Genomic DNA, 23,981 nt, shown 5'->3' with positions numbered 1-23,981 from the left:
CGGCGACGTGTGGGCATCTGACGCGGCGGCCATGGGTAGGCGAGGGACGCAGAAGATCGTGCGTGCGGGTGAGGTGACGGCGTCCGACCGGGTGGTATGGGCGCGCCCGGTCTGTCACTCTGTCGGGATACGTCAGCGGCGTTTCGCGAGACCGATCAGGAGCCGCACAGTGGGGCCCATTCCCTTGCAGCGGGACATCGTCCACCGTCCCGGCAGCGTCGTCGCAGGTCAGGGCGACGGCACGCGTCAGGTCGCCCGCACGAGCCTGCCCGGCATCCCGCAGGCATCGTCCGCGGCCCGCAGATTCGTCCGGGCCGCGCTCGCCGACTGGACCGGGCTCGGTCTGCCCAGTGCCGGCGAGTTCGGCGAGCGGCTCACCGACGACGCGCTCACCGTGGCCAGCGAGCTCGTCACCAACGCGGTCGTGCACGCCGGTACGACGGTCGAGCTGCTCCTGCGGCTGGAGGACTCGGCGGGACCCGAGCCCGCAGCCCTGGTGCTGGAGATCACCGACCACCATCCGGCCAGGTCGGTGCGCGACAGCCGCGCCGAGCGGCCCGACCCCGCCGAGTACGGAAGGGGGCTCCAGCTCGTCGCCACCCTCGCCGAGTCCTGGGGCATCACCTACCGCACCGGCCTCAAGACCGTCTGGGCCCGCCTCCCCGGCGACGACAGCTACGGGCTGCCCGACGCGGCGCAGGACGAGGAGGCCGCCCGCAGGCGTGGTCTGCCCGCCGGCCGGGCGCCCGCGCCCACCGCGGGCTCCGCCGAACGCGACGACGCGGGGTGGGCCGGGGGCGGCGGGCTCTCCTTCCTGGCCGAGGCCTCCGGCCTGCTCGCGGGCCAGCTCGACGAGGACCTGGTCGCGTCGACGGCGGGCCGGCTCCTGGTGCCCCGCCTCGCCGACTGGTGCGCGATATGGCTGGAGAGCGAGGCCGGCGGCCCCGCCGCCGCACCCAGGCTCGCCGGGGTCTGGCACCGCGACGAGACGCGGAGCGAGCTGCTGCGCCCCGCACTGGAGAAGGAGCCGCTCCGCTTACCCGGGAGCGTCGGCACGGGGCCCGTCTCCCTGCCGTGGCCGGAAGCGGTGGGGCGCGGGAAGGACGCGGGCGCGGCGCTGGCCCACCACATCATCTCGGGCGGGCGCACGCTCGGCGCGGTCCTGGTCGGCCGCGAGGGCGCCGACCACATCCCCGACGAGGTCGCCGCGCTCCTGGCGGACTTCGTGCGCCGGGTCGGCCTCGCCGTGGGCGCCGCACGCGCCTACACCCGGCAGGCGACCATCAGCCGCATCCTCCAGCGTGGACTGCTGCCCAGCAAGGTCGCCGAGATACCCGGCGTCACCAGCGCGCTGGTCTACGAGCCGGGGGACGACGGTGTCGTCGGCGGCGACTTCTACGACCTCTTCCCGTGCCCCGGCGGCCGATGGTGCTTCGTGCTCGGCGACGTCCAGGGCAGCGGCCCCGAAGCCGCCGTCGTCACCGGCCTCGCCCGCCCCTGGCTGCGCCTGCTGTCCCGGGAGGGCTTCCGCGTCGGCGAGGTCCTCGACCGGCTCAACAGGCTCCTCCTGGACGACGCCATGGAGGCCGCCGAGGCCGCCGCCCTCATGGTCGCCGCGGCGGGTGGCCAGCAGATCCCGGACGGCGAGCAGATCCAGGACGGCTCCCAGTCCCGCTTCCTCTCCCTGCTGTACGGCGATCTGGTGCCGCTGCCCGGCGGCGGGGTGCGCTGCACCGTCGCGAGCGCCGGCCACCCGCTGCCGCTGCTCCTGCGCCCCGACGGCTCCGTACGCCCGGCGGCCGAGCCGCAGGTGCTGCTCGGGGTCGTCGACGACGTGGCGTACGAGAGCCAGACCTTCGAGCTGGCTCCCGGGGACAGCCTCCTCTGCGTCACCGACGGGGTGACGGAGCGGCGCTCGGGGCCGTTGATGTTCGACGACGGCGACGGCCTCGCACGGGTCCTGGCCGGCTGCGCGGGGCTTCCCGCCGCCGGGATCGCCGACCGGATCAGGCGTGCCGTCCACGCCTTCGCCGAGCGCCCGCCGGACGACGATCTGGCCCTGCTCGTGATCCAGGTCGACGAGGACCGGCACACGGCTGTCCCGGGGAGCTCCGCCGGCGAGTGACAATGGACGGTATGCCTTCCGTACTGCCCGATGGTGAGCCCGTGCCCGACGACGGGGCGCTGCCCCGCCATGCCCTGGAAGGCGCCGCCGACCGTCCGCTCGGCTTCTACCTGCATGTGCCCTACTGCGCCACCCGCTGCGGCTACTGCGACTTCAACACCTACACCGCGACCGAGCTGCGCGGCTCCGGCGGCGCCCTGGCGTCCCGGGACAACTACGCGGCCCATCTGGTCGAGGAGGTCCGCCAGGCCCGCAAGGTGCTCGGCGACGACCCCCGTCCGGTGCGCACGGTCTTCGTCGGGGGCGGTACGCCGACGCTGCTGCCCGCCGCCGACCTCGTACGGATGCTCGGTGCGATCCGGGAGGAGTTCGGGCTCGCGGAGGACGCGGAGATCACCACGGAGGCCAACCCGGAATCGGTGGATCCGGCGTATCTGTCGGCGCTGCGGGAAGGCGGCTTCAACCGTGTCTCCTTCGGGATGCAGAGCGCCCGGCAGCACGTCCTGAAGATTTTGGACCGGACCCACACCCCGGGCAGGCCCGAGGCCTGTGTGGCGGAGGCCCGCGAGGCCGGCTTCGACCACGTCAACCTCGACCTGATCTACGGCACGCCCGGTGAGTCCGACGACGACTGGCGGGCCTCCCTGGACGCGGCGATCGGCGCGGGCCCCGACCATGTGTCGGCCTACGCGCTGATCGTCGAGGAGGGGACCCAGCTGGCCCGCCGCATCCGCCGCGGCGAGGTCCCCATGACGGACGACGACGTCCACGCCGACCGCTATCTGATCGCCGACGAGGCGATGGCGGCGGCGGGCTTCTCCTGGTACGAGGTGTCGAACTGGTCCCGCACGCCCGAGGGCCGCTGCCTCCACAACGAGCTGTACTGGCGCGGGGCCGACTGGTGGGGCGCGGGACCGGGGGCGCACAGCCACGTCGGCGGCGTGCGCTGGTGGAACGTCAAGCACCCCGGGGCGTACGCGCAGGCGCTGGCCGAGGGCCGCTCGCCCGGCGCGGGCCGCGAGATCCTCGCCGACGAGGACCGGCGTGTCGAGCGCATCCTGCTGGAGCTCCGGCTTGTCGAGGGCTGCCCGCTGTCGCTGCTCGCCCCCGCCGGGCTCGCGGCGGCCGGACGCGCGGTGGCCGACGGCCTGCTGGAGCCCGGACCGTACGACGAGGGGCGCGCGGTCCTCACCCTGCGCGGCCGCCTGCTGGCGGACGCCGTGGTCCGGGACCTGGTCGACTGACGGGCGGCCGTCAGCGGCCTCCGGAGCCCACCGGCCCGTTGGCGGCCTCCGGAGCCTCACCGGCCCGTGCGCGGCCTCCGGAGCCCCACCCCCGCCCGCACGCGGCCTCCTGAGCCGCGCCCCAGCCGGCACGCGGCTTCCGGAGCCGCGCCCGCCCGTACGCATCGCACGCGGCCCTAAGCCACCCGGCAGTCCTCCCGGGTGAGCGGTGCCGGGTCGCCCGCGGCCCTGCCGCACACGATGCGGCTCCGGGCGTCCGGCCCCGGGCGGGTGACCTCGACGATGTTCAGTCCGTGCACCTTCTGGTCGGCGTACGGGGTGGTCCCCCGGAAGGTGATCGTCCCGGTGGGCATGTCGTGCAGGGCGACGGAGTACAGCGTCGCCCAGGTCTCCGCCGCGCTCTGCGGGGTGTCGCTGCGGGTCGCGGCGGCGTAGAGGGCGGCCGTCGCCTGGTAGGAGATCACGCTCTGCCCGCTGGCGAAGAGCCTGTCCTCGTACGGGCGCTCCTTCGGCAGCGGCGGCAGCTGCTTCCCCTCGGGGAGCAGCTGCTGGAGGGCCTTGCGGGAGTCCTCGTAGAACGCCCGGCCGCCGCCCCGGCTCATCGGCGCGAGCGCCCCGTAGTACAGCGTGACCTTGTCCGCGAGCTTCGTGGAGTCGTCGAAGCGCGCCTTGGTCAGGTCGTCGCCGGTGAAGACCGTGATGGCCTTGTCCGAGCAGCCCGTCGTCTGGCCGAGGCCGGACATCAGCGTGTTGACGTCCTCGACACGGCCCGCGAAGTACAGGGCGTCCGGCACGCGCTCCGCCCCGCAGATCGCGTGCAGGGGTGCGTCGAGATTGGCGGAGCCGCCGTCCGCCGACAAGGAGTAGCGGGCGTCGGCGGCCAGATCGAAGCCCGACTCCTTCAGCATCTCCAGGCCGACCCTGCGCTGCTCGGTGGTGTAGCGGTCCTTGTCCTCGTTGCCGACCTTCCTGGACAGGACGACGGCCTGGGGATCGTCCAGCCCCTCCGCCAGCCGGCCGGCAATCAGCCCGAGGGCGTCCGCCTGCTCCTCGTCGGTCGCGGCGAGCCCGAAGTAGTTCGGGTACTCGCGGGCCAGGTCACTGCCGGAGTTCGTGGTGTCCACCACCGGAAGTCCGGCGCGCTGGAGGAGGCCCGTGGCCTCCGCGCTCTCGGTGGTGTTGCGGCCGAGACCCACCACGCCGACCACGGTGGAGTCCCGCCGGGCGACCTCGATGACCTTCCTGACCGCCGTCGTCTGCCGCAGCATGTCCTGACCGCCGTTGGCCGTCAGCACCCGGAGCTTGACGGAACGATTCGCCGTGTCGTTGACGAACCGCTGGTGGAGATAGACGCCGGTCAGCTCCTCCAGACCCTTGCGGGTGTCCTCCCGGTTCGAGTCGGTGCCGGTGAACGGCCCCACGTAGACGATCGTGACATGCGGCTCGCCCGGCGCTATGGACGCGTTCTGCTCCCGTACCGCCTGCTCGATCCGCTCGAAGGTGACGCCCTCGCCCACCCCGTTCAGCCGGAGGGTGTTGCCCCCGGCGAAGCGCACCTCGGGGACCGTCGCCACCCCTATGCACTCCTTGGCCCCTCCCGGGCCGGTCAGCCTGACCGCGTCCGTGCTGCGGCCGGCGAGCGGGCCGTAGCAGTACGTCTCCTTCCAGTGCTCGCTCCACAGGAAGGTCCCCAGCAGCGCGCCGACCAGCACCAGGGCGACGGTGGTCCGCGACATCACCCACCAGGTCCAGGTCCTGCGGACCCGGTGGGTGACGAGCTGGGCGTGGGCGTGCTCGTGGGTCAGCTGTCCGGTGGAGAGCGGCAGCCGCAGCACCCAGGCCAGCCGCACGGCCGCCGCGGGCGCCTGGCCGGTGCTCAGGTCGGCGACCCAGGCCTCGTAGCGGGCACGCGCCCCCGTCCTGACGGGGGAGTTCGCCGGTGGCTGGGCGGGCAGCGGCGGGGTGTGACGCATGATCCGGTCGGCCGGCAGGGACGCCAGGAGCAGCAGCGGGTCCACCTCGCTGCGCCGCGAGCGCACGTTGTTGACGGCGTTGATCAGCGGGAGGCCGCCGTTGTCCTGGGTGGCCGTGGGCAGGAACACCACCGGCGGGACGGTGCGCTTGCTGCGCCGCCAGTCCAGGGCGTGCGGCCGGTAGTTGTGCAGCAGGTCCTCCAGCAGCGCCTGGACCCGCAGCTCCAGATGGAACTGGCGCGCGTGCTGGTCGCCCGCCCGCGCGTCGGCCACCCGTCCCGCGACGGCCGCCGCCCGCGCCCTGATCACCCGCCACGAACCGCTGGGGGAGAACCACGACCAGCCGTCGGACGGGTAGGCGGTGCTGGAAGCGGCCAGCGACGACGTGGTCGCGAGCCACCGGCTGGCACTGCGCAGCCACAGCAGCGGCGGCGCCGCCGTCGTCACCAGCCGTACGACCGCGAGACCGAGCAGCGCCGCCGCGGCGACCAGGGCGGTCAGCAGCCAGCCGATCTCGCCCAGCAGCACGCTGAGCACGGCGATGAAGACGGCCCCGACGAAGGTCTCGGGCCGTACCGAGGCGCGCAGCGAGTCCCACCAGTTGCCGCGCCCCGGCCGGGTCGCCCGCCAGCGCAGGCTGCCCAGCTGTTCCAGGATCCGTTCGTCGCGTTCCCGGGCGGAACCCGGGCCGGGCTGCGCCAGGACCGTCGTCGTGGCCTGCTCGATGGCGGCGAGCAGCCGGGACCGGGGAAAGACGAAGGGCTTGTACTGGGAGGTGCCCCGGGTCTCCCACGGCCGCTCGGTGAGCGTGCGGACCATGGCGAGCGCGGCCTCGTACGGGCTGTCGCCCTGGCCGTCGAGCAGCTTCACCGGGACCCGGCGCAACTGGTTCGCGCGGTGGACCTGCCGCACGATCTGCTCGACCCTGCCGTCGATGTCGGCGCCGGCCGAAGCGTCCTTGGCCTGCGCCACGACCAGCGGCATCACCGGACGGTTGACGCGGTACTGGTCGATCAGCTCCTGCATGAGATGGAAGACGGCGGAGGCCGCCTCGTTCTCCGCACTGTCCCGCCACACTTCACGCGTCATCCGCCCCCGCGCCTTCCCCTCCGCCGAACCCGCCCGTCACCACTCAATAACGGATGACACGCATGCGGCGCAGGTGTTCACAGGGATCGGTACCGGATTACCTTCGACGGCCCGGGGACATCAGGCGGGAAGGGTGACGAAGTCGATCAATTCCTCCACACGGCCGAGGAGTTGGGGCTCCAGGTCCTTGTACGAGCCGACCCTGGACAGGATGTGCTGCCAGGCCGCGCCGGTGTTCTCCGGCCAGCCCAGCGCACGGCAGACGCCCGTCTTCCAGTCCTGGCCGCGCGGCACCACCGGCCACCCGGGAATGCCCACGGACGAGGGCTTCACGGCCTCCCAGACGTCGATGTACGGATGCCCCACCACCAGCACGTCCGCATCGGTGACCTGGGCGGCGATCCGGGACTCCTTCGAGCCGGGCACCAGATGGTCCACCAGCACCCCGAGCCGGGCGTCCGGCCCCGGCGCGAACTCCCGCACGATCGCGGGGAGGTCGTCGATGCCCTCCAGGTACTCCACCACCACGCCCTCGATGCGCAGGTCGTCCCCCCAGACCCGCTCGACGAGCTCGGCGTCGTGCCGCCCCTCCACATAGATCCGGCCCGCCCGCGCCACCCGCGCCCGCGCCCCGGGGACCGCCACCGAACCGGACGCCGTGCGGGAGGGGCGCGCGGGGCCGCCGGCCGAGGGGCGTACGAGGGTGACCACCTTGCCCTCCAGCAGGAAACCGCGTGGCTCCATCGGGAACACCCGGTGCTTGCCGAAGCGGTCCTCCAGCGTGACCGTCGGCCCCTGCGCCGTCTTCTCGCAGCGGATCACCGCCCCGCAGAAGCCGGTGACGGCCTCCTCGACGACCAGGTCGGGCTCGGCGGGCACCTCGGGGGCGGGGGCGGACTTCTTCCACGGCGGAGTCAGATCCGGCTGGTAGCTGCGCATGGCAGCACGATAATCGGGTCCCCTTTCCGGACCCGCCCTCACGACACGCCGAAGCGGGCCGCCAGTTGATCACGCTGCGCCCGTACGAACGCCGCGTCCACCACCGCCCCGTGCCCCGGCACGTACAGCGCGTCCTCGCCGCCCAGTTCGAGCAGCCGGTCCAGCGCCGCCGGCCAGTGCGAGGGGACCGCGTCCGGCCCCGCCTGCGGCTCGCCGGACTCCTCGACCAGATCGCCGCAGAGCACCACGACGGGGGAGCCCGGCACCAGCACAGCGAGGTCGTGCCCGCTGTGCCCGGGGCCCACATTGGCCAGCAGCACCTGGAGACCGCCGCCGAGATCGAGCGTCCACTCGCCGCTCACCTGATGCCTCGGGGCCACCAGGGCGTCCGTGGCCGCCGTGGCGTCCGCCTCGCTCATCCCGTGCCGCACGGCGTCCGCGCGCAGCTCCCCGGCGCCCCGCTCCAGGAGCGCGGCCGTGCCCACCGCGCCGTAGACCTCCGCACCGGCGAAGGCCGCGGTGCCCAGCACATGGTCGAAGTGCGGGTGGCTCAGTGCGATATGCGTCACCCTCCGGCCGAGCAGGCCCTCCGCCTCGGTCCGCAGCGCGACGCCCTCCCTGAGCGACGAACCGGTGTCGTACAGCAACGTGGCGTCCGGCCCCGCCACGAGCGCGGCGGTGGCGTCCCAGACGGGAAGGCGCCGCCGCCCCGTACCGTTGCCCAACCGCTCCCAGCCGAACTCTTCCCAAGCGACGTCCATGGGGCGACGCTATCGGCAACGACCTGCACCGTCGCGCGAACAGCGTGGCCGGTCGCCCTTGCCCCCGGCCCACCCTGCCCCCGTACACTGACCGGGGGGATTGCTGGCACTCGAACGCACAGAGTGCCAGGCAGACGCCGGAGAACCACAGCTGGAGGTGTGCGCGGTGCTCAGCGAACGCAGACTCGAAGTGCTGCGCGCCATTGTTCAGGACTATGTCGGCACCGAGGAGCCCGTCGGCTCCAAGGCGCTCACGGAGCGGCACAGCCTCGGGGTCTCCCCGGCCACCGTCCGCAACGACATGGCGGTGCTGGAGGAGGAGGGCTTCATCGCCCAGCCCCACACCAGCGCCGGGCGCATTCCGACGGACAAGGGCTACCGTCTCTTCGTCGACAAGCTCGCGGGCGTCAAGCCCCTGTCGTCGCCGGAGCGCCGGGCCATCCAGAATTTCCTCGACGGCGCGGTCGACCTCGACGACGTCGTGGGCCGCACGGTCCGGCTGCTCGCGCAGCTGACCAGACAGGTCGCCGTCGTGCAGTACCCCTCGCTGACCCGTTCGACGGTGCGGCACGTGGAACTGCTCTCGCTGGCTCCCGCCCGGCTGATGCTCGTACTGATCACGGACACGGGCCGGGTCGAACAGCGTATGATCGACTGCCCTGCACCGTTCGGTGACACGTCTCTGGCGGATCTGCGGGCCCGGCTCAACAGCCGGGTCGTCGGACGGCGCTTCGCGGACGTCCCGCGGCTGGTGCAGGACCTGCCGGAGTCCTTCGAGAGCGAGGACCGGGGAACCGTATCCACGGTGCTCTCCGTCCTCCTGGAGACTCTGGTCGAAGAAACGGAGGAGCGGCTGATCATCGGCGGCACCTCCAACCTCACCCGCTTCGGGCACGACTTCCCTGTGATGATCCGGCCGGTGCTGGAGGCATTGGAGGAGCAGGTCGTACTCCTGAAGCTGCTCGGTGAGGCAACGGATTCGGGCATGACCGTACGGATCGGGCACGAGAACGCCCACGAGGGCCTCAACGCCACATCCGTCGTCGCGGTCGGCTACGGTTCGGGCGACGAGGCAGTCGCCAAACTCGGCGTGGTCGGACCGACCCGCATGGACTACCCCGGAACGATGGGAGCGGTACGCGCAGTGGCACGTTACGTCGGACAGATCCTGGCGGAGTCGTAAGTGGCCACGGACTACTACGCCGTACTCGGCGTGCGCCGCGACGCATCTCAGGACGAGATCAAGAAGGCATTCCGGCGGCTCGCACGCGAGCTGCACCCGGATGTCAACCCGGACCCGAAGACCCAGGAGCGGTTCAAGGAGATCAACGCCGCTTACGAGGTGCTGTCGGACCCGCAGAAGAAGCAGGTCTACGACCTCGGCGGCGACCCGCTGTCCGCCTCGGGCGGCGGTGGCGCGGGCGGATTCGGACAGGGTGGCTTCGGCAACTTCTCCGACATCATGGACGCGTTCTTCGGTACGGCGTCGCAGCGCGGACCCCGTTCGCGCACCCGGCGCGGCCAGGACGCGATGATCCGCCTGGAGATCGACCTCTCCGAGGCGGCCTTCGGCACGACCAAGGACATCCAGGTCGACACGGCGGTCGTCTGTACGACCTGCAGTGGCGAGGGCGCCGCACCCGGCACCTCCGCGCAGACCTGTGACATGTGCCGCGGCCGTGGCGAGGTCTCCCAGGTCACCAGGTCCTTCCTCGGCCAGGTCATGACCTCGCGCCCCTGCCCGCAGTGCCAGGGCTTCGGCACCGTCGTGCCGACCCCCTGCCCCGAGTGCGCCGGCGACGGCCGCATCCGCTCGCGGCGCACCCTCACCGTGAAGATCCCCGCGGGTGTCGACAACGGCACGCGCATCCAGCTCGCCGGCGAGGGAGAGGTCGGCCCCGGCGGTGGCCCGGCCGGCGATCTGTACGTCGAGATCCACGAGCTCTCGCACGCCGTGTTCCAGCGGCGCGGCGACGACCTGCACTGCACGGTCACCATCCCCATGACCGCGGCGGCCCTCGGCACCCAGGTGCCGCTGGAGACGCTGGACGGCCTGGAGGAGATCGACATCAGGCCGGGCACCCAGTCCGGCCAGTCGGTCCCGCTGCACGGGCGCGGCATCACGCACCTGCGCGGCGGCGGACGCGGCGACCTCATCGTGCACGTCGAGGTGACGACCCCGACGAAGATGGACCCCGAGCAGGAGCGCCTCCTGAGGGAGCTGGCGAAGCTGCGCGGCGAGGAGCGGCCCACCGGGCAGTTCCAGCCGGGACAACAGGGCCTCTTCTCCCGTCTGAAGGACGCCTTCAACGGCCGCTGAACCCGTTCACCGCACCGCCCGCGGGCCTCGTGCCGGCGGGCGGTCGTGCGTGCGGGGCGGGCCGTCGGCCCGGGGAAAACGGCTGATTCGGCACGATCGGCGGGACATGGCACGATGCGGTCATGTCCTTGGCCCTGACCGATCTCTGCCGCTACCCGATCGTGCAGGCCCCGATGGCGGGCGGGGTCTCACGCCCCGAGCTGGTCGCCGCCGTCGCCGAGGCCGGAGGGCTCGGCTTCCTCGCCGCCGGGTACAAGACGGCGGGCGGGATGTACAACGAGGTCAAGCAGCTCCGGAGGATGACCGGGCGGCCCTTCGGCGTCAACCTCTTCATGCCGCAGCCGCTGGTCGCGGACCCGAGCGCGGTCGAGGTCTACCGCCACCAGCTGGCCGGCGAGGCCGCCTGGTACGAGACTCCGCTCGGCGACCCGGACTCCAGCGGCGACGACGGCTACGAGGCCAAGGTCGCGATCCTGCTGGACGACCCCGTGCCCCTGGTCTCCTTCACCTTCGGCTGCCCCAGCCGCGAGGTCCTCGGAGCGTTCGCCGCGGCCGGGACCCTCACCGTCGTCACGGTCACCTCGGCCCAGGAGGCGCGGAACGCCCAGTGGGCGGGCGCCGACGCGCTCTGCGTCCAGGGAACGGAGGCGGGTGGCCACCAGTCCACGCACCGCGACGACCCGCAGGCCGGACTCAGCGGCACCGGGCTGCTCGCGCTGATCGCGGAGGTCCGCGAGTCGGTGCGGCTGCCGATCGTCGCGACGGGCGGACTGATGCGCGGCTCCCAGATCACGGCGGTCCTCGCGGCCGGAGCCGTGGCGGCACAGCTCGGCACCGCCTTCCTGGCCACGCCGGAGTCGGGCGCGCATCCGCTGCACAAGCAGGCGCTGACCAACCCGCTGTTCGTGACCACGGCCCTGACCCGGGCGTTCTCCGGGCGCCCGGCGCGCGGGCTGGTCAACCGCTTCGTACGGGAGCACGGGCCGTACGCCCCCGCCGCCTATCCGCAGGTGCACCAGCTGACCTCGGGGCTGCGCAAGGCCGCCGCCAAGGCGGGGGACGCCCAGGGCCTGGCCCTGTGGGCGGGACAGGGGCACCGGCTGGCGCGGGAGCTGCCGGCCGGGGAGCTCGTGGGCCTGCTCGCCGCAGAAATGGAAGCCGCGCGTGCGGCAGTGAGTGTGAGGAGTGCCCAGTGACGGCACCGGTCTTCGTCGTCGAACAGCTGCCCGCCGGGCCGGAGTTCGTCCTTGAAGGGCCCGAGGGGCGGCACGCCGTCTCCGTGAAGCGGCTGAACCCGGGGGAGGACGTCGTCCTGACCGACGGACGGGGCCGCTACGCCGAGGGCGTCGTACGGGCCGCCGAGGGCAAGGACCGGCTCGTCGTCACCGGCCTGGAGACGGTCCACGAGGAGCCCGCCCCCACCCCGTTCCTCACCGTCGTCCAGGCGCTGCCCAAGGGCGACCGCGGTGAGCTCGCCGTGGAGACGATGACCGAGACGGGCGTCGACGCGATCGTGCCCTGGCAGGCCGCCCGCTGCATCACGCAGTGGAAGGGCGACCGGGGGCTCAAGTCCCTGGCCAAGTGGCGCAGCACGGCGCGCGAGGCCGGGAAGCAGTCGCGCCGGGTGCGGTTCCCCGAGGTGGCCGACGCCATGACGACCAAGCAGGTCGCGGCCCTGCTGGCCGGGGCGGACTTCGCGGGCGTCCTGCACGAGGACCGGGACAGCGGCAGCCAACCGCTGGCCACCGCCGAACTCCCCGCCCGGGGCTCGATCGTGCTGGTCGTGGGCCCGGAGGGCGGGGTGTCCCCCCAGGAGCTGGCCGCCTTCGCCGAGGCCGGGGCGCCCGCGTACAGGCTCGGCCCCAGTGTGCTGCGCACCTCGACGGCGGGGACGGCCGCCGCCGCCCTTCTGATGGGCCGCACCGGCCGCTGGGGCTGAGCACGGCGCCCGCGCCCCACCGCGGTCCGGGCCTCGGTGGACGCGGGGCCTCGCCGGGGTCCGGGGTCTCCGCGCCCGCGCCCCACCGCCGCTCCGGGCCTCGGCGGACGCGGGGCCTCGCCGAGTCCGGCCTCGGTGGAGGCGGGGCCTCGGGGCAGTCCGGGCTTCCGCGACGGCCCGCCCCCGCACCAGGACCGTCGCACCGGTCCGGCCGGATAGCATGCCGGTGTACTGATCACGAGGACCAGACGACCGAGGAGGCCGGCCCATGGCGGGAGAGCCGCAGACCGACTGCCTGTTCTGCAAGATCGTCACGGGAGACATCCCGGCGACCATCGTCCGGGAGAGCGCGACCACCGTCGCCTTCCGCGACATAAACCCCCAGGCCCCCACGCACGTCCTGGTCATCCCGAAGGCGCACTACCCGGACGCCGCGTCGCTCGCCGCAGCCGAACCGCAGATCGCCGCCGACGTGCTGCGCGAAGCCGGTCTGGTCGCCGCCGACGAGAAGATCACCGAGACCGGCTACCGCATCGTGCTCAACACCGGTGCCGGCGCCGGACAGACCGTCTTCCACGCGCACGCCCACGTCCTCGGTGGACGCGGCATGCAGTGGCCCCCCGGCTAGGGGAAGCCGGCCAGAGGCCCGAAGGAAGCCAGTAGAGGCCGGCAGAGGCCCGAAGAAGCCAGCAGAGGCCGGAAGAAGAACGCCCGTGTCCGTACGAGAACTCGTGGTCCTCGGCACTGCGAGCCAGGTCCCGACCCGCCACCGCAACCACAACGGCTATCTGCTGCGCTGGGACGGCGAAGGCATCCTCTTCGACCCGGGCGAGGGCACCCAGCGCCAGATGCTGCGCGCGGGCGTCGCCGCGCACGACATCAACCGGATCTGCGTCACGCACTTCCACGGCGACCACGCGCTCGGCCTGGCCGGAGTGATCCAGCGGATCAACCTCGACCGGGTCCCGCACCCCGTCACCGCCCACTTCCCGGCGAGCGGACAGCGCTTCTTCGACCGGCTGCGCTACTCGACGGCCTACCGCGAGTCCGTCGAGCTGACCGAGGTCCCGGTCTCCGCCGACGGGGTCCTCGCCACCACCGAGTCGTACACCCTCGACAGCCACCGGCTCTCGCACCCCGTCGAGGCCTACGGCTACCGTCTCACCGAGCCCGACCGCAAGCGCATGCTGCCCGCGAAGCTGGCCGAGCACGGCATCGGCGGGCCGGACGTCGGACGCATCCAGCGGGACGGCAGCCTGCGGGGTGTCACACTGGACGAGGTCTCCGAGACCCGCCGCGGACAGCGTTTCGCGTTCGTCATGGACACCCGGCTCTGCGACGGCGCGTTCGCCCTCGCCGAGGGATGCGACATGCTGGTCATCGAGTCGACGTTTCTCGACGAGGACGCCGGGCTCGCCGCCGACCACGGTCACCTCACCGCGGGACAGGCGGCACGGGTGGCGAAGGAGTCGGGCGTCCGGCACCTCGTGCTGACGCACTTCTCCCAGCGCTACACCGACCCCGACGCCTTCGAGCACCAGGCCAGGGCGGCCGGTTTCGAAGGCGGACTGACCATCGCCCAGGACCTGATCCGGGTACCCGTACCCACCCGCCACACGTAACGAGAACCCCGTGCACCTCCCCAAAGCCGAACTCCACCTCCACATCGAAGGGACCCTCGAACCCGAGCTGGCCTTCGCGCTCGCCGCACGCAACGGCGTGGACCTGCCCTACGCGGACACCGAAGAGCTCCGCAAGGCCTATCTCTTCGAGGACCTCCAGAGCTTCCTGGACCTCTACTACTCGCTCATGGCCGTGCTGCGCACCGAGGAGGACTTCGCCGAACTGGCCGACGCCTACCTCGCCCGCGCCGCCGCCCAGGGGGTCCGGCACGCGGAGATCTTCTTCGACCCCCAGGCCCACACCGACCGGGGCGTCCCGATCGGCACGGTCATCGAGGGGCTCGGCAGGGCGCTGGACCGCAGCGAGGAGACGCACGGCATCTCCACCCAGCTGATCATGTGCTTCCTGCGCGACAAGTCCGAGGAGTCGGCGCTGGAGACGCTGGAGGCGTCGAAGCCGTACCTCCACCGCATCAGCGCCGTGGGCCTCGACTCGGCGGAGGTCGGGCACCCGCCCGCCAAGTTCCGCGAGGTGTACGCCGCCGCCACGGCCCTCGGGCTGCGCAAGGTCGCCCACGCCGGTGAGGAGGGCCCGCCGGAGTACATCCGGGAGGCCCTGGACGTCCTCGGCGTCGAGCGGATCGACCACGGGCTGCGCTGCATGGAGGACCCGGAGCTGGTGGACCGGCTGGTCTCCGAGCGGATCCCGCTCACGCTCTGCCCGCTGTCCAACGTACGGCTGCGCGCCATCGACGTACTGGAGCAGCACCCGCTCCGGGCCATGATGGACGCGGGCCTGCTCTGCACGGTGAACTCCGACGACCCGGCCTACTTCGGCGGATACGTCGGAGACACCTTCCACGCCGTCCACGAGGCGCTCGGCCTGGACCAGGAGCACCTGCGGACGCTGGCCCGCAACTCCTTCGAGGCGGCCTTCCTCGACCACGACGAGGAGCGCAGGGCGCGCTACCTCTCCGAGGTCGAGGCGTACGCGTTCGACTGACCGGCACCGCCGGCCGGTCCCGCCGTACGGAACGCGCTCCGCACCAGCCGCCTGCGCCGTAGCGCGGGCACGCTGATCTCCGCGACCGCCTGTTCCGGCGCGCCCAGCTTGGGCACCGCGCCGGACAGGCTGTTGGTGGTGGCGGCGAGCAGAGCCGCCGGGGCACCGCCCCTGCGCCGTACGGAACCGGGCACCAGCGGGCGTCCGCCGGTGTGCAGCGCCACCGCGGTCACGGGGGCCGCGACCAGGAGCGTGGCGGACCCCAGGATCAGGCCCATCACCGCGTAGCCCGCCTGCTCGGAGAGCACACTGCCGAGCAGGGGGCCGCAGGCCGTACCGACGGAGGACGCCGAGCCCGCGAGGACCGCCCAGCGGCCGCGTACGTCGAGCGAGGCGGCCAGGCCGATCAGATAGGACAGGACCACCGGGTAGAAGGTGTTCCACGCGATCTCGCCGGTCGCGAACGACCCGAGGGCCTCGGCCGAGGAGCTCAGCACGATGCTCCCCGCGATGATCATCGTGCCGACGCCGATCGGCACCGCCCGCCCGAGACGGGCACCCAGCATCCCGGCGCCCATGACACCGAGCAGCCCGGCACCGAGCGCGGCGGCGAACACGGCGCCGATGGTGACCTCGGAGAGCCCCACCTGTACGGCGCCGATGCGGCTGCTCACGCCCCACAGCGCGTTCTGCGCCATGGACCAGACGAGCATCCCGCCGGCCAGCACCAGGCCCGACCGCCGGTGCGGCAGCCGTCCCTGCACCGGGGACGCCGTGCCCGCGGGGAGCGCGCCGCCCAGCCGGGAGGTGGCCGGCCAGACGAGCAGGGCGACCAGGGCGATCGAGGCGAAGGGCAGCCGATGGCCGCCGCCCAGGTGGGGGACCGTCAGATAGAGGGCGCCCGCCGTCGCGGAGACGCTGAGCAGCCCGAGCGACGAGGTCCGGTGCGGGTCACGCTGCGCGGCGATCCCGGCCGCCGCGACGGCGGTCGCCGTGCCCGAGCCGAAGCCGCCGACGACCACACCCGCGACGACCAGCGGTACCGAGGTGGTCAGCGCGGCGCAGCCGTAGCCGAGCACCGCCAGCACCAGTCCGGCGCGTGCGGGTTTCCGCGACCCGTATCTCTCGACGCGTCCCGCCAGGGTGAAACCGGCCGAGGCCGAACTCAGCAGAAGTGCACTGCCGACCAGGCCAGCCTGGGCCGAGCTGAGCCCCAGATAGGTGCTGAGGCGGCCGACGATGGTGGGGAGGAGATAGGCGGCGAGGTAACCGGCGGTGAACACGGCGACCAGGGGCCACGCGGCGCGAGGGCGCGAGGACATGGGCGTTCCTGAAGACATGCCAGAGGAGGCAGAAGAAGGCGGGGGAGGGCACAGCGGGTACGGCGGATGAGGGCAGAGCAGGGGTAAGGCAGGGGAGGGCGGAGCGCGGTGGGGCAGAGGAGGGTAAGGCGAGAAAAAGCGGGAGAAGCGGCACTCGTCGTCAACTGTCCCGAACGGCGCTCGCGGGCCAATTTGTATCAAGCGCGCACAGGCGGCGGAAAGCCGGGCCGTTGTGATCTGGGTCACATCTATGTTTATGCGTTTTCGAGCCGGGTAACAGCGCATGTTTATGCAGGTGAGGGTGAGGATGCGCGTACGGCGCGGGCCCGCCGAACCGGGGCGCGAATCGGGCACACTGGCCGGATCCCGCACTGATCTCATCTGCCACGGCCGGGGAGCACACGGTGAACACACCCAATCCGGGCATCGACCCGCTGTCCGGGCTGCGCGCCCCGCAGGACCCCGCCTGTGACGTCTTCCTGACCGGCACGGTCTTCCTGGACATCATCTTCACCGGCCTGGACAGCGCGCCGGTGCGCGGAACCGAGTCCTGGGCCCGGGGGATGGGCTCCAGTCCCGGCGGCGTCGCCAACATGGCCACCGCCCTCGCGAGGCTCGGCCTGCGCACCTCGCTGGCCGCCGCGTTCGGCGACGACCACTACGGCGAGTACTGCTGGGACGCGCTCGAACAGGGGGAGGGCATCGACCTCTCCCTCTCCCGCACCGTCCCCGGCTGGCACTCGCCCGTCACCGTCTCCATGGCGTACGAGGGCGAACGCACGATGGTCTCGCACGGCCACGAGGCACCCGCCCCCGCCGGGCCCCCGGTGCCCGGCCGGAGCCTCCCGCACCACCCGCCGCGCGCCCGCGCCGCCGTCGCCTCGTTGGTGCCCGGCCGCAGCGAGCCCTGGGTGGCACGGGCGGCACGGGACGGCGCGATGGTCTTCGCCGATGTCGGCTGGGACGAGACGGGCCGCTGGGACCTGGACGCCCTGCCCGACCTCGGCCACTGCCTCGCCTTTCTGCCCAACGCCGAGGAGGCCATGCGCTACACCCGTACGAAGTGCCCGCGCGCCGCCGCGCACGCCCTGGCCGAACGGGTCCCGCTGGCCGTGGTCACCCTCGGGGCGGAGGGCGCCTACGCGGTGGACGGGACGACCGGCGCCGCCGCCGAGGTGCCCGCCATCGAGGTGGAGGCCATGGACCCCACGGGAGCGGGCGACGTCTTCGTGGCGGGGTTCGTCACCGGGACCCTGGCCGGCTGGCCGCTCGCCGACCGCCTCGCCTTCGCCGGGCTCACGGCCGCCCTCTCGGTCCAGGAGTTCGGCGGATCACTGTCCGCACCCGGCTGGGCGGAGATCGCCGGCTGGTGGCAGCAGGTACGCACCTGCGCCGACCAGGACCCGGCCGCGCTGGAGCGCTACGCCTTCCTGGAGGAGCTGCTGCCCGCCACGTCCCGGGCATGGCCGCTGCGCCGCGCCGTCCCGACCATCGGCTTCCGGCAGTGAAGCGCTGATGATCACCGGGTAAAACCTCTCGGTGTTGTCGGTGCCAGGTCGTACGCTGGTAGTCCAGAGGCCGTCGAGCAGCGACGGCCCTGCAACGGGAGGTATGCGCAGGCCCGAGGGCCGGCCCATGACTCAGTCACCTACACAGCCGCAGGCGCGGGCCCGGATCAGCATTCCGGCCGCACACCCCATGGTGATGCTCCTGGGGTCGGGCGATTCGCTCCTGCGCGTGATCGAAACGGCGTTCCCGGCCGTCGACATCCATGTCCGGGGAAACGAGATAAGCGCGACTGGAAGCGCGGCCGACGTCGCCCTGATCCAGCGGCTTTTCGACGAGATGGTGCTGGTGCTCCGCACCGGGCTGCCGATGACGGAGGACGCTGTGGAACGCTCGATCGCCATGCTCAGGGCGAGCGGGAACGGCAACGGGGACGGCGCGGAGACCCCCGCCGAGGTGCTCACCCAGAACATCCTCTCCAGCCGTGGCCGCACGATCCGCCCCAAGACGCTCAACCAGAAGCGCTACGTCGACGCCATCGACAAGCACACCATCGTCTTCGGCATCGGCCCCGCGGGTACCGGAAAGACCTATCTGGCGATGGCCAAGGCGGTCCAGGCCCTGCAGTCCAAGCAGGTCAGCCGGATCATCCTGACCAGGCCCGCCGTCGAGGCGGGGGAGCGGCTCGGCTTCCTGCCCGGCACGCTCTTCGACAAGATCGACCCGTATCTGCGTCCGCTCTACGACGCCCTGCACGACATGCTCGACCCCGACTCGATCCCCCGGCTGATGGCCGCGGGCACGATCGAGGTCGCGCCGCTGGCCTATATGCGCGGCCGGACCTTGAACGACGCGTTCATCATTCTGGACGAGGCGCAGAACACCAGCGCCGAGCAGATGAAGATGTTCCTCACCCGTCTCGGCTTCGACTCGAAGATCGTCGTCACCGGTGACGTCACCCAGGTCGACCTGCCGGGCGGCACCAAGAGCGGTCTGCGTCAGGTCCAGGAGATCCTGGACGGCGTCGATGACGTCCACTTCTCCAGGCTCACCTCGCAGGATGTCGTCCGGCACAAGCTCGTCGGCCGTATCGTCGACGCGTACGAGAAGTACGACAACGCAGAGGGCCGCACCGGCCGCAACGGGAAGCAGTAGCAGCGCACCATGTCGATCGACGTCAACAACGAGTCCGGAACCGAGGTCGACGAGCAGGCGATCCTCGACATCGCCCGCTACGCGCTGGCCCGGATGCGGATCCACCCGCTGTCCGAGCTCTCGGTGATCGTGGTGGACAGCGCCGCGATGGAGCAGCTCCACATCCAGTGGATGGACCTCCCCGGCCCGACGGATGTCATGTCCTTCCCGATGGACGAGCTCCGTCCCCCGGCCAAGGACGACGAGGAGCCCCCGCAGGGGCTCCTCGGTGACATCGTGCTCTGCCCCGAGGTAGCGAAGAAGCAGGGAGAGGACGCCGAGACGCGGCACTCGATGGACGAGGAGCTCCAGCTCCTCACCGTCCACGGAGTGCTGCACCTCCTCGGCTACGACCACGAGGAGCCGGACGAGAAGGCCGAGATGTTCGGGCTCCAGGCGGCGATCGTCGACGGCTGGCGCGGTGAGCGCGGACTGACCGGGCCGTCGCCCGCCCCCACCGTCTCGTGAGCGTCCCCCTCATCTCGGGCGCCGTCCTGCTGGTCGTCGTCGGCTGGCTCGCCGCCTGCGCCGAGGCCGGGATCGCGCGCACGTCGAGCTTCCGGGCGGCCGAGGCCGTCCGGGCCGGGCGGCGGGGCAGCGCCAAGCTGGAGCAGGTCGCGGCCGACCCCACCCGCTATCTCAACGTGGCGCTGCTCGTCCGGGTGGCCTGCGAGATGTCGGCGGGAGTCCTCGTCACGTACGCCTGTCTCAAGGAACTCCCGGAGACCTGGCAGGCGCTGGCCCTCGCCATGGGCGTCATGGTCCTCGTCAGCTATGTCGCCGTCGGCGTCTCGCCGCGCACCATCGGCCGCCAGCACCCGCTGAACACCGCCACGGCCGCTGCGTACGTCCTGCTGCCGCTCGCGAGGATCATGGGGCCGATCCCGCAGCTGCTGATCCTCATCGGCAACGCGCTGACCCCCGGCAAGGGCTTCCGCAAGGGACCGTTCGCCAGCGAGGCGGAGCTCCGGGCGATGGTCGACCTCGCCGAGCAGGAGTCGCTCATCGAGGACGACGAGCGCCGCATGGTGCACTCCGTCTTCGAGCTCGGCGACACCCTCGTGCGCGAGGTGATGGTGCCCCGCACCGACCTGGTCTGCATAGAGCGCTACAAGACGGTCCGCCAGGCGCTCACCCTCGCGCTCCGCTCCGGCTTCTCCCGCATCCCGGTCACCGGGGAGAACGAGGACGACATCGTCGGGATCGTCTACCTCAAGGACCTGGTCCGCAAGACGCACATCAACCGGGACGCGGAGGCCGACCTCGTCTCCACGGCGATGCGCCCCGCCGCCTTCGTCCCCGACACGAAGAACGCCGGGGACCTGCTGCGCGAGATGCAGCAGGACCGCAGCCATGTCGCCGTGGTCATCGACGAGTACGGCGGCACGGCCGGGATCGTCACCATCGAGGACATCCTGGAAGAGATCGTCGGAGAGATCACCGACGAGTACGACCGCGAACTCCCGCCGGTCCAGGAGCTGGAGAACGGCTGCTTCCGGGTCACCGCCCGGCTCGACATCGGCGACCTCGGGGAGCTGTTCGGCCTCGACGCCTACGACGACGAGGACGTGGAGACCGTCGGCGGCCTGCTGGCCAAGGCACTCGGGAGGGTCCCGATCTCCGGGGCCACCTCGATCGTCGACCTGCCCGACGGGCGCAAGCTGCGCCTGACCGCCGAGTCGCCGGCGGGCCGCAGGAACAAGATCGTCACGGTGCTGGTCGAACCGGAGGGAACGGAGTCGGCGTGACGCCGCAGGAACTGCGCACCCTGTGCCTGGAGTTCAACGCGAGCGCGGAGGAGTTCCCCTTCGGGCCCGAGGCCTCGGTCTTCAAGGTGCTGGGCAAGATGTTCGCCCTGAGCGCCCTGGACGCGAGGCCCCTGACGGTCAGCCTCAAGTGCGACCCGGACGAGGCATTGCTCCTGCGGGAGGAGCACCCCGCGATCGTTCCCGGCTACCACCTGAACAAGCGGCACTGGAACACGGTGACCGTCTCCGAGCTCCCGGACCGCATGGTCCGGGAGCTCGTGGAGGACAGTTACGACCTGGTCGTGGCCGGCCTCCCCAAGGCGGAACGGCTGCGCCTGGACCGGCCGTAGGGCCCGTGCCCCCAGGGGCACTCAGCCGGCCCTGCGCAGCCCGGCCCCCACCACCAGGCCCGTCGCGACCAGGATCACCGCGGCGGCGGCCACCACCAGGCGCACGCCGTCGAACAGCGAGCCCTGCGTGGTCGAGAGCACCCCCAGCAGCGGGATGCCGACCGTGAGGCCCACCTGCTGGGTCGTGGTGACCAGCCCGGTCGCCAGCCCCTGCTCGGCGTCCGGGACACCGGACGTCACCGTCAGCCCGTACGCGATGATCGCGCCCAGATGGCAGGCGCTCGCCAGCGAGACCGCCACGGTCGCCAGCCAGACGCCCGAGTCCTCGCCCAGACCGAGCAGCGCCCCGATGAACAGTCCCTGGCCGAGCAGCGAGAGCACCAGGGTCCGGCGCGCACCGATCCGGCCCACGATCCGCGGGGCGTAGATCCCTGCCGCGGCCGACACGAGCCCCTGCACCCCGAAGACGAGCCCGGTGCCGAGCGCCGACAGGTGCAGCAAATCCTGGAGGTAGAGCGTCAGGACGAAGACGATGGTGCTCATCATCGAGAAGGTCGCCAGGCCGCCCAGATTGCCGAACGCGACCGTACGGCGGCGCAGCATCGGGAGCGAGACCAGCGGCGCGGCCGAGCGGGACTCGATCACCGCGAACGAGCCGAGCAGGACCACTCCCAGCACCAGGGTGACCTGCACGTCCGCCCTGCCGAAGCCGTGCTCGGCCGCCGTGGAGAGCGAGTAGATCAGGGAGAGCAGCCCACCGGTGACGGTGGCGGCTCCGGGCACGTCGAGCTTCGGCCGGTCCGGCGTACGCGACTCGGTGAGCAGCTTCGGGGCCAGGAGCAGCACGATCACGGCGGCACCGGCCAGCAGCCCCATCGTGGAGCGCCAGCCCAGCGTGTCGGTCAGCACACCACCGGAGACCATGCCGACGGTGAAGCCCAGCGAGAGCAGCGTCCCGCTGATGCCCAGCGCCCTGTCACGCAGCGGGCCCTCAGGGAAGGTGGTGGTCAGCAGGGACATCCCGGTCGGCACGATCACGGCCGCTCCGAGCCCTTGCAGCGCCCGCCCGGCCAGGAAGGACGCCGGGTCCCAGGCCAGCGTAGCGAGCACCGAGGAGGCGCCGAACACGGCGAGGCCGGTGAGGAACAGCCTGCGCCTGCCGTAGAGGTCGGCGATCCGGCCGAAGAGCAGCAGGAAGCCACCGGACGGCAGGGCGAACGCGGTGACGGCCCACTGGAGCCCTGATCTGCTGAGCCCCAGGTCCTCACCGAGGACCGGCAGGGCGACGTTCAGTACGGAGAAGTCGAGCGCCACCATGAACTGGGCGGCGCAGAGCACGAAGAGCACCAGCCGGGCCCGGCCGGAGAGCGAGGGCGGCGCGGCGGCAGCGGGGCCGGTGGTGCCGGGGGAGGGATGAGTCGGGGATTCGATCGCCATGTCCCACACCCTGGACGCGCCGGAATATCCGTGGGGAGCGGGAACTTATCCTGTTGGCCGCACCACCAGGCAGGCACTCGCGGACACGGACACCAGGGGGAGTACGTGGCCTCACCGGCCCAGCACAGCACCGCGGTCGAGGACACGACCGCCCGGGGCACCACCGGCGACAAGGCCCACCGCCTCGGCGAACTGCGCGAGTTCCTCAGGAGCCGCAGGGCCAGGGTCACCCCGGCCGAGGCCGGCCTCCCGGACGGCGGGGCCCGGCGGCGCACGCCCGGACTGCGCCGCGAGGAGGTCGCCGTCCTCGCGGGCGTCGGGGTCTCCTGGTACCAGTGGCTGGAACAGGGTCGCGACATCACCGTGTCACCGCAGGTCCTGGACTCCGTCGCCCGGGTGCTGCGCCTCAGCAGCGCGGAACGCCGTCATCTCTACGTCCTCGCGGGGCTCAACCCGCCCGCCCTGGAGGTCGATCCGGCCCACCAGGACATGTGCGAGGGGCTGACCAGGCTGATCGACGCCTGGATGCCCTTCCCGGCCCACATCATGGACCGCTACTGGAACACGGTGCTCTACAACGACGCCGCTTCGGCGGTGCTCGGCATGCGCCCCGGGATAGTGCAGAACTGCATGATCGCCTTCTTCACCGACCCGGTCTACCGGGCCCGCTCGACCCACTGGGAGGAGATCGCGCCCCGGGTCGTCGCGCAGTTCCGGGCGGCCTGCTCGGAGTCCCCCGAGGACGAGGGCTTCCGGGCCGTCGTCGCCGAGGCGAGGGAGCTCAGCCCCGAGTTCGCCGCGCTCTGGGACCGGCGTGACGTCATTCCGGGCGGCCAGGTCCGCAAGGAGCTGCACCATCCGCTGGTCGGAGCGCTGAGCGTGGAGTCCACCCAGCTGAGGGTGCCCGCGCGCCCCGATCTGGTGATCGTCCTGCACACCCCGCTGCCGGACACCGGCACCGAGGCCAAGCTCCAGTGGCTGGACTCGCCCGAGGGCCGGCGCGGCTCGATGTACCCCGTCCCGGGCTGAGAAGGCCCCCTCGTATGCTCGGACCATGACTGAGAGCACCGACCTGGGCCCCGAGGACCGCAAGATCGTCACGCTGGCCCGCAGCGTCCGCGCCCGCAACGCGGTCCCGGAGGGCGCGGCGGTCCGGGACGAGACCGGACGTACGTACGCCGCGGGCACCGTGGCCCTGGAGTCGCTGAAGCTCAGCGCGCTGCAGACCGCGGTGGCCATGGCGGTGGCCAGCGGAGCCACTTCGCTGGAGGCGGCGGCCGTCGTGTCCGAGGCCTCCGCCGCGTCGGACGCCGACCGCGCCGCCGTGCGTGACCTGGGCGGTCCCGACACGCCCGTGCTGCTCGCCGGGCCGGACGGGACCCTGCGGTCGACCGTCGCCGCGGGCTGAA

At 72.3% G+C, this 23,981-nt stretch carries 21 protein-coding genes; 16 read left to right on the top strand and 5 right to left on the bottom strand.

The window, feature by feature from the left end; genetic code table 11:
- The first annotated feature begins 169 nt into the window (after positions 1-169).
- Together ACWCQM_RS39465 and hemW are read left to right on the top strand one after the other, a co-directional pair.
- Positions 170-2,125, top strand: coding sequence for a SpoIIE family protein phosphatase (locus tag ACWCQM_RS39465; protein ID WP_450919893.1), 1,956 nt, complete (start codon positions 170-172; stop codon positions 2,123-2,125).
- Positions 2,126-2,136: 11 nt separating this feature from the next.
- Positions 2,137-3,369, top strand: a complete 1,233-nt coding sequence (gene hemW, locus ACWCQM_RS39460) for a radical SAM family heme chaperone HemW (protein ID WP_450919892.1) — start codon at positions 2,137-2,139, stop codon at positions 3,367-3,369.
- A 176-nt stretch (positions 3,370-3,545) separates the two neighbouring features.
- On the opposite strand, the gene ACWCQM_RS39455 is transcribed toward hemW, so the two are convergent.
- The 3 genes from ACWCQM_RS39455 to ACWCQM_RS39445 all read right to left on the bottom strand — a co-directional run bounded on the left by ACWCQM_RS39455 (position 3,546) and on the right by ACWCQM_RS39445 (position 8,131).
- Complete coding sequence (locus ACWCQM_RS39455) at positions 3,546-6,431, bottom strand: ABC transporter substrate-binding protein (RefSeq protein ID WP_450919891.1); 2,886 nt, start codon at positions 6,429-6,431, stop codon at positions 3,546-3,548.
- 120 nt (positions 6,432-6,551) lie between these two features.
- Positions 6,552-7,370 (bottom strand): DUF3097 domain-containing protein, encoded by an 819-nt coding sequence (locus ACWCQM_RS39450; RefSeq protein WP_450919890.1) that lies wholly within the window; start codon positions 7,368-7,370, stop codon positions 6,552-6,554.
- A 38-nt stretch (positions 7,371-7,408) separates the two neighbouring features.
- Positions 7,409-8,131, bottom strand: a complete 723-nt coding sequence (locus ACWCQM_RS39445) for an MBL fold metallo-hydrolase (protein WP_450919889.1) — start codon at positions 8,129-8,131, stop codon at positions 7,409-7,411.
- Between the two features lie 166 nt (positions 8,132-8,297).
- On the opposite strand from ACWCQM_RS39445, the gene hrcA reads away from it, so the two are divergent.
- The 7 genes from hrcA to ACWCQM_RS39410 all read left to right on the top strand — a co-directional run bounded on the left by hrcA (position 8,298) and on the right by ACWCQM_RS39410 (position 15,015).
- Positions 8,298-9,314 (top strand): heat-inducible transcriptional repressor HrcA, encoded by a 1,017-nt coding sequence (hrcA, locus tag ACWCQM_RS39440; protein WP_073747012.1) that lies wholly within the window; start codon positions 8,298-8,300, stop codon positions 9,312-9,314.
- On the top strand, positions 9,315-10,451 hold the full coding sequence (gene dnaJ, locus ACWCQM_RS39435) for a molecular chaperone DnaJ (RefSeq protein WP_073747014.1): 1,137 nt from the start codon (positions 9,315-9,317) through the stop codon (positions 10,449-10,451).
- A gap of 122 nt (positions 10,452-10,573) precedes the next feature.
- Entirely contained in the window at positions 10,574-11,647 is a 1,074-nt protein-coding gene (locus ACWCQM_RS39430; protein ID WP_450919888.1) for a nitronate monooxygenase, read from the top strand.
- Entirely contained in the window at positions 11,644-12,390 is a 747-nt protein-coding gene (locus ACWCQM_RS39425) for a 16S rRNA (uracil(1498)-N(3))-methyltransferase (RefSeq protein WP_450919887.1), read from the top strand. Before ACWCQM_RS39430 ends, ACWCQM_RS39425 begins: the two co-directional genes overlap by 4 nt.
- Positions 12,391-12,658: 268 nt before the next feature.
- Complete coding sequence (locus ACWCQM_RS39420) at positions 12,659-13,018, top strand: histidine triad nucleotide-binding protein (RefSeq protein ID WP_450919886.1); 360 nt, start codon at positions 12,659-12,661, stop codon at positions 13,016-13,018.
- A gap of 85 nt (positions 13,019-13,103) precedes the next feature.
- Positions 13,104-14,012 (top strand): ribonuclease Z, encoded by a 909-nt coding sequence (locus tag ACWCQM_RS39415; protein ID WP_450919885.1) that lies wholly within the window; start codon positions 13,104-13,106, stop codon positions 14,010-14,012.
- Positions 14,013-14,022: 10 nt separating this feature from the next.
- On the top strand, positions 14,023-15,015 hold the full coding sequence (locus tag ACWCQM_RS39410; protein ID WP_450919884.1) for an adenosine deaminase: 993 nt from the start codon (positions 14,023-14,025) through the stop codon (positions 15,013-15,015).
- On the opposite strand, the gene ACWCQM_RS39405 is transcribed toward ACWCQM_RS39410, so the two are convergent.
- Positions 14,979-16,337, bottom strand: coding sequence for an MFS transporter (locus tag ACWCQM_RS39405; RefSeq protein WP_450919883.1), 1,359 nt, complete (start codon positions 16,335-16,337; stop codon positions 14,979-14,981). The genes ACWCQM_RS39410 and ACWCQM_RS39405 overlap by 37 nt on opposite strands.
- Positions 16,338-16,741: 404 nt before the next feature.
- Between ACWCQM_RS39405 and ACWCQM_RS39400 the strand changes: the two genes are divergently transcribed.
- The 5 genes from ACWCQM_RS39400 (at position 16,742) to ACWCQM_RS39380 (ending at position 21,135) form a co-directional block, all read left to right on the top strand.
- Entirely contained in the window at positions 16,742-17,845 is a 1,104-nt protein-coding gene (locus ACWCQM_RS39400; RefSeq protein WP_450919882.1) for a carbohydrate kinase family protein, read from the top strand.
- 127 nt (positions 17,846-17,972) lie between these two features.
- Entirely contained in the window at positions 17,973-18,998 is a 1,026-nt protein-coding gene (locus ACWCQM_RS39395) for a PhoH family protein (RefSeq protein WP_267075791.1), read from the top strand.
- A gap of 9 nt (positions 18,999-19,007) precedes the next feature.
- A complete protein-coding gene (ybeY, locus tag ACWCQM_RS39390) occupies positions 19,008-19,505 on the top strand; it encodes an rRNA maturation RNase YbeY (protein WP_450919881.1) in 498 nt (165 codons plus the stop codon).
- Entirely contained in the window at positions 19,502-20,785 is a 1,284-nt protein-coding gene (locus tag ACWCQM_RS39385; RefSeq protein WP_450919880.1) for a hemolysin family protein, read from the top strand. The genes ybeY and ACWCQM_RS39385 overlap by 4 nt, the downstream gene beginning before the upstream one ends.
- The gene (locus ACWCQM_RS39380) at positions 20,782-21,135 is read left to right on the top strand and encodes an MmcQ/YjbR family DNA-binding protein (RefSeq protein ID WP_450919879.1); all 354 of its coding nucleotides are present in this window, start codon (positions 20,782-20,784) and stop codon (positions 21,133-21,135) included. The genes ACWCQM_RS39385 and ACWCQM_RS39380 overlap by 4 nt, the downstream gene beginning before the upstream one ends.
- Positions 21,136-21,156: 21 nt before the next feature.
- Here the strand turns inward: ACWCQM_RS39380 and ACWCQM_RS39375 are convergent, their stop codons facing one another.
- A complete protein-coding gene (locus ACWCQM_RS39375; RefSeq protein ID WP_450919878.1) occupies positions 21,157-22,572 on the bottom strand; it encodes an MFS transporter in 1,416 nt (471 codons plus the stop codon).
- A 105-nt stretch (positions 22,573-22,677) separates the two neighbouring features.
- Here ACWCQM_RS39375 and ACWCQM_RS39370 point away from each other — a divergent pair, with 105 nt between their 5' ends.
- Entirely contained in the window at positions 22,678-23,601 is a 924-nt protein-coding gene (locus ACWCQM_RS39370) for a helix-turn-helix transcriptional regulator (RefSeq protein WP_450919877.1), read from the top strand.
- A gap of 25 nt (positions 23,602-23,626) precedes the next feature.
- Positions 23,627-23,980, top strand: a complete 354-nt coding sequence (locus ACWCQM_RS39365; protein WP_450919876.1) for a cytidine deaminase — start codon at positions 23,627-23,629, stop codon at positions 23,978-23,980.
- The last annotated feature ends 1 nt before the right edge of the window (position 23,981 follow it).

It is taken from the genome of Streptomyces sp. NPDC002125, assembly GCF_053593715.1.
The sequence above is the reverse complement of the archived record's forward strand: the minus strand, read 5'-3'. Positions and strand labels throughout refer to the sequence as shown.